Origin of the sequence: Arthrobacter sp. Bz4, from assembly GCF_003075455.1 — a bacterium.
Taxonomy (GTDB): Bacteria; Actinomycetota; Actinomycetes; order Actinomycetales; family Micrococcaceae; genus Arthrobacter_D.
Genome location: NZ_QDAE01000003.1, coordinates 20,394 through 35,667 on the forward strand (window position 1 = coordinate 20,394; position 15,274 = coordinate 35,667).

Annotated in this window: 10 protein-coding genes and 1 tRNA gene; 2 read left to right on the forward strand and 9 right to left on the reverse strand. The window is 61.8% G+C overall.

Going from position 1 to position 15,274, the window contains the following annotated elements:
• Window positions 1–221: 221 nt before the first annotated feature.
• From DDA93_RS03320 to DDA93_RS03330, 3 genes are all read right to left on the reverse strand, one after another.
• Entirely contained in the window at window positions 222–1,364 is a 1,143-nt protein-coding gene (locus DDA93_RS03320; protein ID WP_116778073.1) for an NlpC/P60 family protein, read from the reverse strand.
• Window positions 1,364–1,873, reverse strand: a complete 510-nt coding sequence (locus DDA93_RS03325; protein ID WP_165802561.1) for a hypothetical protein — start codon at window positions 1,871–1,873, stop codon at window positions 1,364–1,366. The genes DDA93_RS03320 and DDA93_RS03325 overlap by 1 nt, the downstream gene beginning before the upstream one ends.
• A gap of 268 nt (window positions 1,874–2,141) precedes the next feature.
• Complete coding sequence (locus tag DDA93_RS03330) at window positions 2,142–2,924, reverse strand: sigma factor (RefSeq protein ID WP_165802562.1); 783 nt, start codon at window positions 2,922–2,924, stop codon at window positions 2,142–2,144.
• A 311-nt stretch (window positions 2,925–3,235) separates the two neighbouring features.
• Here DDA93_RS03330 and DDA93_RS03335 point away from each other — a divergent pair, with 311 nt between their 5' ends.
• A complete protein-coding gene (locus DDA93_RS03335) occupies window positions 3,236–3,559 on the forward strand; it encodes a helix-turn-helix transcriptional regulator (protein WP_116778076.1) in 324 nt (107 codons plus the stop codon).
• Here the strand turns inward: DDA93_RS03335 and DDA93_RS03340 are convergent.
• The 3 genes from DDA93_RS03340 to DDA93_RS03365 all read right to left on the reverse strand — a co-directional run bounded on the left by DDA93_RS03340 (window position 3,513) and on the right by DDA93_RS03365 (window position 6,685).
• On the reverse strand, window positions 3,513–4,010 hold the full coding sequence (locus tag DDA93_RS03340) for a hypothetical protein (protein WP_207771303.1): 498 nt from the start codon (window positions 4,008–4,010) through the stop codon (window positions 3,513–3,515). The two genes, DDA93_RS03335 and DDA93_RS03340, sit on opposite strands and share 47 nt — an antisense overlap.
• Before the next feature lie 1,356 nt (window positions 4,011–5,366).
• Complete coding sequence (locus DDA93_RS03360) at window positions 5,367–6,515, reverse strand: site-specific integrase (RefSeq protein ID WP_116778080.1); 1,149 nt, start codon at window positions 6,513–6,515, stop codon at window positions 5,367–5,369.
• A gap of 88 nt (window positions 6,516–6,603) precedes the next feature.
• Window positions 6,604–6,685, reverse strand: a tRNA-Leu gene (locus tag DDA93_RS03365).
• A 146-nt stretch (window positions 6,686–6,831) separates the two neighbouring features.
• On the opposite strand from DDA93_RS03365, the gene DDA93_RS03370 reads away from it, so the two are divergent.
• Complete coding sequence (locus DDA93_RS03370) at window positions 6,832–7,434, forward strand: response regulator (RefSeq protein ID WP_019482407.1); 603 nt, start codon at window positions 6,832–6,834, stop codon at window positions 7,432–7,434.
• Between the two features lie 113 nt (window positions 7,435–7,547).
• Here the strand turns inward: DDA93_RS03370 and pyk are convergent, their stop codons facing one another.
• From pyk to gltB, 3 genes are all read right to left on the reverse strand, one after another.
• Window positions 7,548–9,041 (reverse strand): pyruvate kinase, encoded by a 1,494-nt coding sequence (gene pyk, locus DDA93_RS03375; protein WP_024475700.1) that lies wholly within the window; start codon window positions 9,039–9,041, stop codon window positions 7,548–7,550.
• Window positions 9,042–9,111: 70 nt separating this feature from the next.
• Window positions 9,112–10,569: a glutamate synthase subunit beta gene (locus DDA93_RS03380; protein ID WP_019482409.1), complete on the reverse strand. Its 1,458-nt coding sequence runs from the start codon at window positions 10,567–10,569 to the stop codon at window positions 9,112–9,114.
• Complete coding sequence (gltB, locus tag DDA93_RS03385) at window positions 10,562–15,271, reverse strand: glutamate synthase large subunit (protein WP_024475699.1); 4,710 nt, start codon at window positions 15,269–15,271, stop codon at window positions 10,562–10,564. The genes DDA93_RS03380 and gltB overlap by 8 nt, the downstream gene beginning before the upstream one ends.
• Between the last annotated feature and the right edge of the window lie 3 nt (window positions 15,272–15,274).

Sequence of the window (15,274 nt, forward strand, 5' to 3'; positions counted from 1 at the left end):
ATGACAGCGAGCTATCTCTCGTTTTGCGTCCTATCAACCTTCTCGGAGACTGCAAGCGCAACCGGCGGCTCCGTCGCGCACCCCATCCGTTGCAAGCGCTGCATGCGGTCACCCGGTCACCCGGTCACGGACATCTCCGCAGAACCCTTATGAGAATTATGCCGTTCCTATCCCGCCCGCGAGATCCAATCTAGGGTTTCTAAGTTCGGCGTAACGACAGGTCACGGCAATAGATCAAAATACGCCGTATCCGTATTCCAAGCTATTGGGTGCAGCAACGTGCCCACCGCGGGATTTAGCGCGCTGTACACCATGCCGTCTCCCGCATAAATGCCAACGTGCCCCCAGTTGTTTGGCCCTTGTGCATTCTGCACTACGAGGTCCCCTGGCTGGGGAGCCTCAGTCCGCGTACCGACTCTCCATTGCTCGACTCGTGGAAGGTCGACTCCAGCCTGCCGGTAGATCCATTGCACGTAGCCAGAGCAGTCCCACGCTTTGAAGGCCGTCCCACCCCACACATACGTTCCGCCGACACCCTGTCGGGTGAAACGGAGAATGTCCTTGCGTAGCTGGCTCAGATTCGCTGGCTCGCTTGTCGCTGCCGCCGCCTTAGTCGGGCTGGTACACGCGGAGGCGGCGGTTCCGCCCTCGAGCGCCTCAACAATTGCCGTCGCTTCAGCCTCCCAGCGCGCGTATAACTCTGGAAACGCCGATACCTGAACGGCTTGCGCAGCTTGGCCTTTGTCCATAGATTGCCAGCCACGAATATCCAACAACCCCGGCGGGCTTCCTCGGTTGGGGCCAGCCGGCCCTCCGTAAAAGGCTCGCACGTTGTACTTGGGATCCATCAGCTGTTCAACGGTCCCCCAGCCGGCCGCGGGACGTTGCTGGGCGGTGCCGAGGGAATCGTGATCGCTGCCGAGGCCGTCATGCGGGTACTTGAGCGAGGCGGGTACGTTCACATTGGCAAGGACCCGGAGGCTGGATTCCTGCAGGGCCATCATGATTGCGATGATCTGACCCTCTCGGGGTACCCCGAGTTGCTGGCCAATGGAGACGTAGTCCCCCGCGACCGCCACTTGCCTGTCGGTCACACTGACCTCAGCCTGGGCGCTTGGGCGGATACGCAAAGCGCGGGATCCGCTGGCGGCTCGCTCGCTGGCGGCTGGCTCGCTGGCCCCGCCACTTTCCGAGCAGACATCGGAGGTGTCAGCCGAGGTATCAGCCGCGCTCGCGCCGAGCACCGCCACGGCCGCACTAAACGCGAAGGCGCCCGCGAGGATCAGGATTGAGGCCGCGGCCAGGAACACCCGCAGAAGGGCCCGCCGCTTAACCAACCCAGCTAAAAGCACTGCGGCGGGCATCAATAGACGATTCTGCTCGGTGCGGCGTAGAAGCCGACCATGACGCAGTGATCCGGCGGAGCTGTCACAGCGGGCGGGCAATTCACCATGACGCTAACGGGTGCCGTGTAGGCGTTGGTGGTCGAGGCCGATTGATCCAGAACACTCAGCGAGACCGTGCACACATGCAAGCCCTCCCATGGCGTCGGCCGCTCCCGAACCTTGGCCAGTTCGCTATCGCAGCGCAGGGATTCGACAGCGGCCGAACGGTATGCCTGCTGATCAGCCAGAGTCGTATAGCTTCCTGCGTTGATCCCGGTCGCTTCGAACTCCTGGACCAGCACTGCCAGTGGATTGGATCCGTCCGGCAGCACATTCCACCAGTCACGGAGGCGTGAGTAGACCTCCGAGTATGACGATGTTCGCGTGTCCCAGGTGTAGATCGCCGTCGCTGCCGCGGCGGCGAACTCGCGGAAGTCAGCAGTACGAGGTGCGCCGTCTGCCTCGGGGTTCACAACGTCAGGAACCACCGTTGGAGTTTGTGCTGGCGTCCCGGGGGAAGCAGTCGCCGGCCTCTGCGTGATGGGCATCGTCGACGACGGTGGAACTGGAGCCGATGCGGGCGTGGCCGCCGGCCGCATGAAAGCGATGAGCGCCGTAAACACGCTCAGGAGCACAATTGCAGCGATCCACCAGAAACGCCGGCTGTTCGAGCCAGGCTGCGAGTTTCTCCGCAGTAAGGACATCTGGGCCTCCTTCTCGCCTGTTCATAGCGGAAGTCCGGGTCCACCACATGACTCAGCAGGAAGTCCGCCTCCCGGCTTGGAGGATTCTCCATGCCGTTTGATACAGTCGGCGCGCGAAGCCGATCTGAACAGCCACATATCGCTCGGTGACGCCCAGCTGGTTGGCCAACGCCTCCAGAGCCCTCTTTCGTTCGGGTCCTCGGAGGCCCGGGCGAACGATAGTCTCGGCAGTTCTGCGGAGCACCGGTGTGGGCAGACAGTCTGCTGCGTGCCGAGACACGTCTCCGATGTTGCGGATGGCCGCCTGCTCAACGTTCAATGCATTTTGAACGGTTTTCGCCGTCTGGCGCACTACGGTCACCGCCCGCCAGCGACGGCGGTCCTGCGGCGACGGCGGACCGTACTGCCGGGGCCCGGTGAGGCTCTCGACGGCAAGATTCCAGACTCCCGCTGGCACGCTGGCCCCGGTCAGTTCAATGATCATTCGTGCCCACTGCTGGTCAATGACCTTCTCGGCACTATGACCTCCGTTCCGGTCCATGCCCAACACCGCGAGTGCATCGAACGACGCCGGCCCGTCAGTCCCGGGATCCGTAAGCAGCGGCAGCGTCTGATGGCGCAGCTCTCGACGGACATGCGCGGCGCACACGTTCGCACACACCCCCTGAACCCAGGCGCCGAAGGGAATGCCGGGGAGCTGACGGTAATGACCCCTTGTCACCCCATCCCACACCGCAACCCGGATGTCCTGCATGACGTCGTCCACGTCGCAGGACCTGCCGATACGCGCGAGATGCGAAACCACGTATCGCTGTACACCGTCGACGGCGATCATAATTTGATCCACCGGGACTGAAACCGCGGCCTGCTCCGGCGCCCGACGGAATGAGACATCGACGGTTCCTGCACTTGCTTGATCTTGTTGGGCTTGGTTTGCGCTGGATTCGACGCGCATGGTCTTCACCGCTTTGACTAAACGACTCCAATAAGGCCGGCGTCGTCATAGCCGGCGCCTCAGGTGTGGCTAGGACAATCAGCGTCAACCACGACTACACTAAAACTATAAAAACTATTGTCAAGGGTACTTAAAGTATTGTCAAGACTGCGAGTCTTACTTTTTCGGGTTCGTTCGGTAAGAATGGTTCCATGCCCAGGATCACGCAGCCGCACGACGAAGCCTGGTCGAACGACGTCGAAGCCGCCGTCGCGACCTTTGGCAACAGGTCACGCAACGAGATCCTCCGCTACCTTTCCGCGCACGGCCCGGCGACCCGTGGTGACATCGTGGCGGCAGTGAGCGCCGGTGAGCCGAGCGTGGCCAAGCACCTGCTTGCCCTTGAGGAGACTGGCGCCATCGCGGTGGACCTTGATCCTGGCCGACGGCACGGACGCTCGCCGCGCTATTCCGCCAACCCTGAACGGATCAAGAAGTTACTGGCGGCTCATCTGCAGTATTTGTTGGAGGATTAGTTGCAGCCTCTTCGGCTCCAGGATGGCGATCGATGTCCCTGTTGAGGTATTCAGAGATGACCCTTAGCGTTTCCGGCGACACGTCGCCGAGCGTCCGCGCCGCGAAGGACTTTACCCTTGCCGCACGTAGGGACTTCACAAACTCGAGTTGCGAATCGATCCGTTCGGGCAATTCGGCATCATCGCCGGTCAGGTATGACGGGTCGACGTTGAAGATGTTGCATAACCCCGCCAACAGCACCGGGTCGCTGACCAGACGCCCAGTCCCCTCTTTCATATAAAACCAGCGCGCGCGGGACAACTTGATGCCTCTACCCTCGAGTTCGGCCTGAACCTCTCGGAACGTCACGGGCTTCCCACGTTCAGCAACCACGACGTCGAGCAACAGGTTCAGACGACGAGCCAGCTGGGCCTGGGAAGACAACGCATCACTTGGCCCCGTCTCGTCCATCCTCGCTGCCCACCCTTTCATCAGATCGGGGACGGCAGTCCGGTCAGGCGCTACGAATCCCCTTCGCCCCAGTATTGCCCGAGTCATCCCGCACGGCAATCAACTGCTCGATCCGATGATCCAAATAGGACATCAGGACAAGGTACGCCGACTGACGCAGTAGCAGGTTCCGGATTAGTGGTGGTTCCACGTTATTTCCGAAGTAAGCCTCTTCCAACATGACCTTAGCCGGGAGTACCCTGCTTGTGTAGACCCGTCTACACAAGCACTCCTTATCACTCCTCGGGTTGTGGCCTCTATGACGAGCATCTTGATGAACCGAACGCGAAGCCGAATTATCCGCTTCCTGCTGAGAAACGGCCCCTCAACCTGCAGCGCAATCGGATCCTCACTCGGAGTGTCTCCATCGGCCATCCATCGGCAGATAGCACTGCTACGTTGCGCTGGTCTGGTGGAACCCACGGCAGGAGCCAGATTCACTGCAAGCCCGGATCAAATAATGCGAGAAATCGAAGCCATCGCCGCCACCTTCACTATCGAGGTCAAGCGTTGATTGGCACTCCCCACGAAGTAGAGACGCTTGCATCGACGCAAGGCGGCCCAATCATTGCCGCGAAGTCATGCCGCCGAGTCTGCTGGCGCCCATGGACTAGGAACACCGCCGGCAGCACGTACCGGCAGCAATACCGACACGCAGGAGAATCTCCAATGACCACCACGCCGGAACGCAGTGAAGGGCCGGGTGCGGACCAGCAACAGTGGCTCACTCCAAAAGAGATCTGCGCTCAACTCCAGATCCCTGAACAGACGTTCTACCAATGGAGGGTGAAACACATCGGACCGAGAGCTCATCGGATCGGTAAGCATCTGCGCATCAGCCGCCGAGACTTTGAGTCTTGGTTGTCGGCAAGACTGGAGCCATAGAAGGCTGGCAGATCCGCCCCAATCACTGGAACGACGCGCCACCCCGGCTCCGCTTCCCCACTGCGAAGAGCCCGTTACATATCTTCCCGCTCCTGTCATGCCGCACACAACGTTGCCGCCAATGAATTAGAACTATCGCCAGCGAGGCGCCATTTACCGTTCAGAAACCAGGAGAGGGTTCGGCGAGGAACATGAAGCTAAAATTCTTTGAACCAGCGGAGGCGGCCGCAGTCCTAAAGTGTTCAGAAGCGTGGCTCCGGGCCGGTGTGGTGAAGGGCGAGTTCCCCCACACCGTCTGGGGGAAGGGGAAGGTGGTCTTCACATCATCACACTTGAGGCAGATAGCTGAGCTGCGCGAAGTCCGTTCCGCAGGGCAGCCCCGCCAACCTATCCGAGTCATCGGGACGAGGGCCCGTCAAAAGACCTCATAATTCAAGCAGAGCCGACTCGCCATTCGCGCCATATAACGGCGGACCGCTCCACAGCATCGGCAGAATCCTGCAGCGCCTGAGGCATTAAATGACCGTATACCTGCTCTGTCGTCCGGGTAGAGGCATGGCCTAGTCGTCTCGAAACAATAAAGAGTGATACACCATCCTGTATTAGCCATGACGCGTGTGTATGGCGTAGATCGTGGACGCGAGGCGTCTTCTTCAGCCCCTGTGATTGAGCTGCTTTCACTGCGGGCAGCCAATAATGGCGCCAAAACAGTCCATGCATAATTCGCTCGCCCTTTGGGGTCGAGAAGAGAAGTTCGCTTCCCTGACGGCTCGCTACCAACGGTATTAGTACATCGACGAGTTGAGGATTCAACGAAACGGTCCTCTTTCCGGCTCCGGTCTTTGTCGCACCGATGTAATACTGCGACCCGGCGCCGCGCTTCCACGCCTTATTGATTCTTATGGTGGCGGGCTTTGACATGAGATCAACGTCAGCCACTGACGCTGCGGTGGCTTCACCAAAACGAGTTCCAGTCATCACAAGGAATTCGGTGAAGGCTTTGTACCTCTCCCCCATGCACTCAAGGATCAGTCCAAACTCGGAGTGAGTCAGAAACCGTGCTTCATCCTCTGCCTTCTCACCCGTCGGCAGTTGGACTCCCCGGCAAGGATTATCAGTCCGATATCCCAACATAATCGCTGTTTCCATAGCTGCAAAAATCAGCCCGTGATTGTTCCTGATCGTCTTGGGAGATCGGCCCTTCTTCTGCATCGCTTTAATCCAGTAGGTGAGATGCCGATAATCCAGCTTGTCGACTGGTATATGTCCAATGACATTCGCAATATGTAGGTCCAACATCGTTTGGTAGGTATGTACCGTGCCAACGGACGGCCTAACGAGCAGGTCAATATGTTCCTGAATGACAGCCGATACAGAAGGCGCCTTCGTCTGGTTCTTTACCATTGCGTGCTGAGCGATAGCGAAAGACTGGTCGTTCGCATCCAGCAGGCGCTTAAGAGTCTCGGCTTCCGTCGAAGTAGCGAAGCTGATCGCCTCTTGTTTTCGGGTCTGAGGGTTCCGCCAGCGAACCGTGAACGATTGGGATCCGTCCGATTTTCTACGCGCCCAGATGCTCGCCATGCACCTAATTTTAGGCTTCGTGTGCACAGATTACGAGATTTTGTGCACACCTGCCCACCCAATACCCCTCTGACAAGGGGAAACACTGTGCCCGAAGTGGGACTTGAACCCACACATCTTTCGATACTGCATTTTGAGTGCAGCGCGTCTGCCAATTCCGCCATTCGGGCCAACATGCGCCCTGACTGATATGAAATGACCTACTCAAGTCTTCGTCAGTGCGCGAAACTACTCTACATGCCGATAGGCTGTTTTAGTGAACCGGCAAGGCACTGCCCTGCCGGGCAAATCTGATTGATTGAACAAGGAGCCTCCTGTGTCTGAATCCAACGAGTCGACCGTCTCGGGTGTTGCGCGGCGCGTGATTGTTGCCGAAGATGAAACTCTCATCCGTCTGGACATCGTGGAGATCCTCCGTGGCGAAGGATACGACGTCGTCGCCGAAGCTGACAACGGCGAAAAGGCCGTCCAACTGGCCAAGGAGCACAAGCCCGATCTGGTGCTGATGGACGTGAAGATGCCTGTCATGGATGGCATCACTGCAGCCGAACAGATCGTCAAGGCGCGCATCGCGCCCGTCGTTCTCCTGACCGCCTTCAGCCAAAAGGAATTGGTTGAGCGGGCACGCGACGCCGGTGCCATGGCCTACGTGGTCAAGCCGTTCACGCCAGCCGATCTGATCCCGGCCATCGAGATTGCCCTCTCCCGCCACGAAGAGATCAAGGCACTGGAAAATGAGGTCTCGGACCTGCAGGAACAGTTTGCCACCCGCAAGCTCGTGGAGCGCGCCAAGAGCCTACTCACCACCAAGATGGGCCTCACCGAGCCCGAGGCTTTCCGCTGGATCCAGAAGACCTCGATGGACCGTCGCCTCAGTATGCGCGAGGTCGCCGAAACCATCATCAACCAGGTCAACTAAACACCTAGCAGCGCCCCCGGCAGCACAAAGCTGCGTAGACACAAAAAACCGGCTGCCGCAGCACGTATCTGTGCCGCGGCAGCCGGTTTGTGCCTGCTGACTTACCTACAAGCCTATTTGAGCTTGTTCTTGACCGGCCACGGACCGACCTTCTCCTTGTTCGGAGTGTAACCGTTAGGGAGCTGTCCGGCGTCCGCAATGTCGCCGACCTTATGCACCTTGATGGAGTTGGTCGAGCCTGCCTGCCCCGGAGGCGACCCGGCAGCAATGACCACCAGGTCATCCGGCTCCACGAGACCCTGCTCCAACAGCACCCGATCCACCTGGGCGGTCATCTGGTCGGTGTGCTCAACGAACTCCACGAGCATCGGCTGGATACCCCAGATCATCGCCATCGAGTTCAGCGTTGACTGAACCGGGGTGAAAGCGAATACCGGCTTGGTAGGCCGCAGGCGCGACAAGCGACGTGCCGAGTCACCCGATTGGGTAAAGGTACAGATGTACTTCGCGTCCAGCTGGTCGGCGATCTCCACCGCCGCACGGGTAATCGCACCGCCACGGGTTTTGGGCTTGCTACCCAGTGGAGGTACCCGGTCCAGACCGTGCTTCTCGGTCGACTCGATGATGTTCGCCATCGTCTGGACGGTCTCCATGGGGTACTTGCCCACACTGGTTTCGCCCGAGAGCATGACGGCGTCGGCTCCGTCGAGTACTGCGTTGGCACAGTCAGACGCCTCAGCGCGCGTGGGCCGCGGGTTGTCAATCATTGACTCGAGCACCTGGGTCGCCACGATTACCGGTTTGGCCCAACGACGGGCGAGCTCGATGGCCCGCTTCTGCACAATCGGTACCTCTTCGAGGGGCAGCTCCACGCCCAAATCGCCGCGCGCCACCATGATGGCGTCAAACGCGTCGATGATCTCCTCGATAGCGTCCACCGCCTGGGGCTTTTCGATCTTCGCAATGACCGGAACCCGGCGTCCCTCTTCGTCCATAATTTCGTGAACGCGGACGACGTCGGACGCGTTCCGCACGAATGACAGTGCCACCATGTCGACGCCACGCTGGATGGCCCACCGCAGGTCGGCCTCATCCTTGTCGCTCATCGCAGGCACACTCACCGCGACACCGGGAAGGTTGATGCCCTTGTTGTTTGATACAGCGCCGCCGACGGTGACGACAGCAACAACCTTCGTGCCGTCGACCTGAGTTGCGCGCATGGCAACCTTGCCGTCGTCGATGAGCAGGGTGTCGCCCACATTGACGTCGTTGGGCAGGCCGAGGTGGGTAGTGGAGCAAATGTCCTGCGTGCCCTCGACGTCCTCGGTGGTGATGGTGAAGGTGTCGCCGGGAGCGAGTACATGCGGGCCATCAACAAATCGACCAAGGCGGATCTTCGGCCCCTGGAGGTCGGCGAAGATCGCCACCGGACGGCCCAGCTCTTCCGAAGCCTGCCGCACATACTCGTAGGTCTGGTTATGCACCGTGTGATCGCCGTGGCTCATGTTCATCCGGGCAACGTCAACACCGGCTTTCAACACCGCCACCGTGTTCTCATAGCTCGCGATTGCGGGGCCGAATGTTGCAACAATTTTTGCGCGTCTCATGAAACCTAGCCTAGTCGTCTTGTAGTAGATGATGTTGGGTGCGCGGCGGCCTGCTCGCGACTTCGTGCACTCAGAGCACTGCCATGGCTCGGTCGGTGGGAGCCACCGGTGCCGGCAGTTTGGTCTTCCCCATCAGCCACTGATCCACTGCCGCGGCGCAAGCGCGCCCCTCCGCGATGGCCCAGACGATCAATGACTGTCCGCGGCCGGCATCGCCTGCCGCGAAGATCCCGGGAGTGTTGGTCATGTAGTAACCGTCCCGGCCAATATTGCCGTGTTCGTCGAACTCGGCCTGCACCTGCTCGGTGATACCGGCCGGTTCGGGTCCGGTGAATCCGAGTGACAGGAACACCAGGTCCGCCGGGATGTTTCGTTCGGTGCCAGCCTTCGGCACCCGGCGTCCCTCCACGAACTCCGTCTCGGCAACGCGAATAGCCGTCAGCTTGCCGTTCTCGCCGACAAATTCGACGGTGGACGCGAGGTAGGTCCGCTCGCCACCTTCTTCATGCGCGCTGGCAACCTCGAACAGGGTCGGGAACGTTGGCCACGGCTGGTGCGCGGCGCGGTCCGCCGGAGGCTGTTGACCGATTGCCAGCGTCGTCACCGATGCTGCGCGCTGACGGTGCGCGGTACCCAGGCAATCCGCACCGGTGTCACCGCCACCGAGGATGACCACGTGCTTGCCTTCGGCGTCGATCTGCTGTTCGACGACGCCGCCGGCGCTCACCCGATTGGCCTGCACCAGGTAGTCCATCGCGAAGTGGACGCCCTCAAGTTCCCGGCCAGGGATGGGCAGGTCACGCGGGATGGTGGCACCGGTGGCCACCACGACGGCGTCGTAGCGGCGCCGCAGCTGGTCCCAACTGATGTCCCGGCCCACCTCGACACCGGTCCTGAACCGGGTGCCCTCGGCGCGCATCTGCTCAAGGCGCCGTTCCAGATGGTGCTTTTCCATTTTGAAGTCGGGGATCCCGTAGCGCAGGAGCCCACCGATCTTGTCGTCACGCTCGTAGACCGCGACCGTGTGACCGGTCCGGGTCAGCTGCTGCGCCACGGCAAGGCCGGCCGGGCCTGAGCCGACGACGGCGATGGTCCGGTCGGTGAGCCGCTCCGGTGGGTGTGCCTCGACCCAGCCCTCGGCGAAGGCCTCATCGATGATTGACACCTCCACCTGCTTGATCGTCACAGGCGGCTGGTTGATTCCGAGCACGCAGGACGCCTCACACGGGGCCGGACACAGCCGGCCGGTGAACTCGGGGAAGTTGTTGGTGGCGTGCAGCCGCTCAATCGCTTCCCTGCCTTTGTCACGGTACGTGAGGTCATTCCATTCCGGGATCAGGTTGCCCAGCGGGCAGCCCTGGTGGCAGAACGGGATACCGCAGTCCATGCACCGTCCGGCCTGGGCTTTGAGGACACCCTTTTCCTGCGCCTCATAAACCTCTTTCCAGTCCATAATCCGCACTGGCACAGGCCTGCGGGGTTGGGTCTGGCGTTCGCGTACCTTCATGAATCCGCGTGGATCACCCACCGGTTACCTCCAAGATTCGGGTCCAAGCTTCTTCACCGTCGGGATCGAGCCCATCTTCGATGGCCGCCGCCCGCGCGTCAAGGACCGCTGCGTAGTCACGCGGCAGCACCTTGGTCAGTCGGGCGATCGTGTCATCGAAATTCTCCAGCAGGTGCGTTGCGAGGTTCGATTCGGTCTCTTCCACATGCTTGATCATCAGCTGACGCACTATTTCGATATCCTCGGCGTCGAGATCAACGAGTTGAAGTTCGCCGTTCTCAAGGCTCTGGATGTTCATGCGCCGCCGGTTCAGGTCCAGCACGTAGGCGGTACCACCGGACATCCCCGCCCCGAAGTTGCGGCCGGTCCGACCGAGGATCAGGGTCTGCCCGCCGGTCATGTACTCGCACCCGTGGTCGCCGATTCCTTCGACAACCGCCGTGGCACCCGAGTTGCGCACCAGGAAGCGCTCCCCTACCTGCCCTCTGAGGAAGATTTCGCCGCTGGTTGCCCCGTAGCCGATCACGTTGCCGGCGATCACGTTGCGGTCGGCTGCGAACACGTTGGAGCGGTCGGGCCGAACAATCACCCGGCCGCCGGAGAGGCCCTTACCCACGTAGTCATTCGAGTCGCCGAACAACCGCAGCGTGATCCCCGCTGGCAGGAATGCTCCCAGCGATTGGCCGGCCTGCCCGGTGAGCGTCACGTCGATGGTGTCGGTGGCCAGCGTCTCGATACCGAACCGTCGGGTCACCTCGTGTCCCAGCATGGTGCCCACCGACCGGTCGGTGTTGACCACGTCAACCGAGATCTTCACCGGCGCACGGTTCTCCAGTGCGTCCGCGCTCATCTCGATGAGCTTCCGGTCGAAGTGCTGATCCAGCTCGTGGTTCTGGGTGGTCATATTGCGCATCGGAGCGTCGTCGCCGAACTCGTTGCCGCGCAGGATCGGATCCAGATCCAGCCCATCGGCTTTCCAATGGTTGATGGCCTTGCGGGCATCGAGTGATTCGCTGTGGCCGATCGCCTCTTCAATGCTCCTGTAGCCCAGGCTGGCGAGGATTTCCCTGACCTCCTCGGCGAGGAACTCGAAGAAGTTGACCACAAACTCCGGCTTGCCGGTGAACCGGGACCGCAGTTCGGGGTTCTGGGTGGCTACGCCCACAGGACACGTGTCCAGGTGGCAGACGCGCATCATGATGCAGCCGGAGACAACCAGCGGGGCGGTGGCGAAACCGAACTCCTCGCCCCCCAACAGGGCTGCGATGACGACGTCGCGCCCGGTCTTCAGCTGACCGTCCACCTGGACCACCACGCGGTCGCGGAGCCCGTTGAGCATCAGGGTCTGCTGCGTTTCCGCGAGGCCCAACTCCCACGGAACCCCGGCGTGCTTGAGGGAGTTCAGTGGGCTGGCACCGGTGCCGCCGTCGTGCCCGGAGATGAGGACGACGTCGGCCTTGGCCTTGGTCACGCCCGCCGCGACGGTGCCGATCCCCACTTCGGAGACCAGCTTGACGTGCACCCGGGCCGATGGATTGGACCGCTTGAGGTCGTAGATCAGCTGGGCAAGATCCTCGATCGAGTAGATGTCGTGGTGCGGCGGTGGCGAAATCAACGCCACCCCCGGGGTTGAGTGCCGGGTCCGGGCTACCCAGGGGTAGACCTTCTGGCTCATCAGCTGACCGCCCTCGCCGGGCTTGGCACCCTGCGCCATTTTGATCTGGATGTCCTGGGCGTTGGTCAGGTAGAGGCTGGTGACACCGAACCGGCCCGAGGCAACCTGCTTGATGGCAGAACGACGCTCCGGATCGAGCAACCGGTCAACATCTTCGCCGCCTTCACCGGTGTTGGACTTGCCGCCCAACCGGTTCATGGCGATGGCCAGCGTCTCGTGGGCTTCCTGGGAGATGGACCCGTAGCTCATGGCACCGGTGGAGAATCGTTTGACGATGCAGGAGACCGGTTCCACCTCGTCGATGGAGATCGGTTCGCGCACCCCCTCCTTGAACTGGAGGAGCCCACGCAGGGTCATCAGTTCCTTGGACTGGTCATCGACGCCGCGGGTGTACGCCTTGAAGATGTCGTAGCGCCGCTCCCGGGTGGCATGCTGCAGCCGGAACACTGTTTCGGGATTGAACAGATGCGGTGGGCCGTCGCGGCGCCACTGGTATTCGCCGCCATTGTCCAGGCTCTGGTGCGGATCGTCGATGCCATCCTCGGGGTACGCGCTGGCATGCCGGGCAGCCGTTTCGGCCGCCAGCACGTCCAGGCCGACGCCGCCGAGTTGCGTCTGGGTGCCGTGGAAGTATTCGTCGACCAGTTCCTGACCGAGGCCCAGCGCTTCGAACGTCTGCGCGCCGCAGTAGGAACCCACGGTGGAGATGCCCATCTTGGACATGATCTTCAGGACGCCCTTGCCGAGCCCCTTGATCAGGTTCGCGACGGCCTGCTCGGCGGTGACACCGGTGACGTCACCGTTGCGAACCAGCTCCTCACAGCTCTCCATCGCCAGGTAAGGGTTGATCGCTGAAGACCCGTAGCCGATCAGCGCTGCTACGTGATGTACTTCGCGCACATCGCCGGCTTCGACCACGAGGGAGGTCTTGGTCCGGTTTGCGCTCTTCAGGAGGTGATGGTGGACAGCGCTGGTGAGCAGCAGCGACGGGATCGGCGCCCACTGCGCGTTCGAGTCACGGTCCGAGAGCACCACGTACTGGATGCCCCGGTTGATGGCGCTGGAGACCTGCTCACAGATCTCGGTGAGCCGCGCCCGCAGGGAGGCTTCCCCGCCGTCGGGCCGGTACAGGCCGCGCACCTTCATGGCGATGCGTTCGCCGTCGTCGTTGGAGAGATTGGCGATCTTCGCCAGCTCGTCGTTGTTGATGACCGGGAAGCTGAGCCCCACCTGGCGGGAGTGCACCTGTTTGGTGGAGAGCAGGTTGCCGTTCGGGCCGATGGAGGCCCGCAGTGAGGTCACCAGTTCCTCACGGATGGAGTCCAGCGGCGGGTTCGTGACCTGAGCGAAGGACTGCACAAAGTAGTCGAAGAGCAGCCGGGGGCGCTTGGACAGCACTGCCACCGGGGTGTCGGATCCCATCGCGCCCAGCGGTTCCGCGCCGGCCTTCGCCATCGGGCCGATCAGGATGCGTAGTTCTTCCTGCGTATAGCCGAAGGTGCGCTGGCGCCGGTTGATGGACGCCTTGGTGTGCAGGACGTGCTCCCGTTCGGGGAGGTCCTTCAGGTGCAGCAGGTTGTCTTTGACCCATTCACCCCAGGGGTTGGCGGAGGCGATTTCGGCCTTGATCTCCTGGTCCTCGATGACGCGGCCTTCCTCGGTGTCAACGAGGAACATCTTGCCCGGGGACACCCTGCCCTTGTGCACCACCTTGGACGGTTCGATGTCGATGACACCCACCTCTGAGGCGAGCACCACCAACCCGTCCTCCATCACCCAGTAGCGGGCGGGGCGTAGTCCGTTGCGGTCCAGGACCGCGCCGACGAGAGTGCCGTCTGTGAAGGACACTGCGGCTGGGCCGTCCCACGGCTCCATCAGCATCGAGTGGTACTGGTAGAACGCACGGCGGGCCGGATCCATGGTGGAGTGGTTTTCCCACGCCTCCGGGATCATCATCATGATGGCGTGGGTGATGGGCCGGCCGGAGAGCATCAGCAGTTCGGCGACCTCATCGAACGACGCCGAATCCGACGCCCCGGGCGTGCAGATGGGGAACAGCTCTTCCGGATCATCGCCGAGCAGGCTGTGGGAGAGCTGCGACTGGCGGGCGCGCATCCAGTTCCGGTTGCCCTTGACCGTGTTGATCTCGCCGTTGTGGGCGATGGTCCTGAACGGCTGGGCCAGCGGCCAGGACGGGAAGGTGTTGGTGGAGAACCGGGAGTGGACAATGCCCAGCTTGGTCTTGAACCGCGGGTCGGACAGGTCGGGGTAGAACGGTTCCAACTGCGCGGTGGTCAGCATGCCCTTGTAGACCATGGTCTTCGAGGACAGCGAGGGGAAGTAGACGCCGAGCTTGTTCTGGGCGCGCTTACGGACCCGGAACGCCAGGGCATCAATATCGACGGCGTCTGCAGTGTCACCGGCTGGTGACAGGAAGAGCTGCACAAAATGGGGCATGCAGGCGCGGGCCATGGCGCCGACCAGATCGGCCTGGATCGGCACGTCCCGCCAGCCGAGGACGGTGAGTCCCTCGGACTCGGCAATCGCTTCCAGCCCGGCACGGGCGGTTTCTTCCTCACGGCCTGCGGCGGGGAGGAAAGCGGTCCCGACGGCGTACTGCCCGGCGGGTGGGAGGTCGAAGTCGACGACGGCCCTGAAGAACTCGTCGGGCACCTGGGTGAGGAGGCCTGCGCCGTCGCCCGTTCCCTCGTCGGCGCCTACCGCACCCCGGTGTTCCAGGTTGCGGAGCGCGGTCAACGCATGGTCGACGATGTCGTGGCCGGGTTCGCCGCGGAGGGTAGCGATCACGGCAAGGCCGCAGGCGTCCTTCTCGTTCTCCGGGTTATACAGACCCTTGGCCTCGGGGATGTTGGCGAACCTCTCGAAGGGAGATTCGACGCCAGGGCTGGTGACGTCGGGGCCGGTTGCCTCCGGGGCAACCTCGTCGACAATTGACGGGTGCTGCTGGTGCTCGGCCGATACATTTGCCGCCGAGTTCTCAGCTGTGGAGTTGCCGGCTGCGGAGTTGCCGGAAATGGGAGCATTCATAGG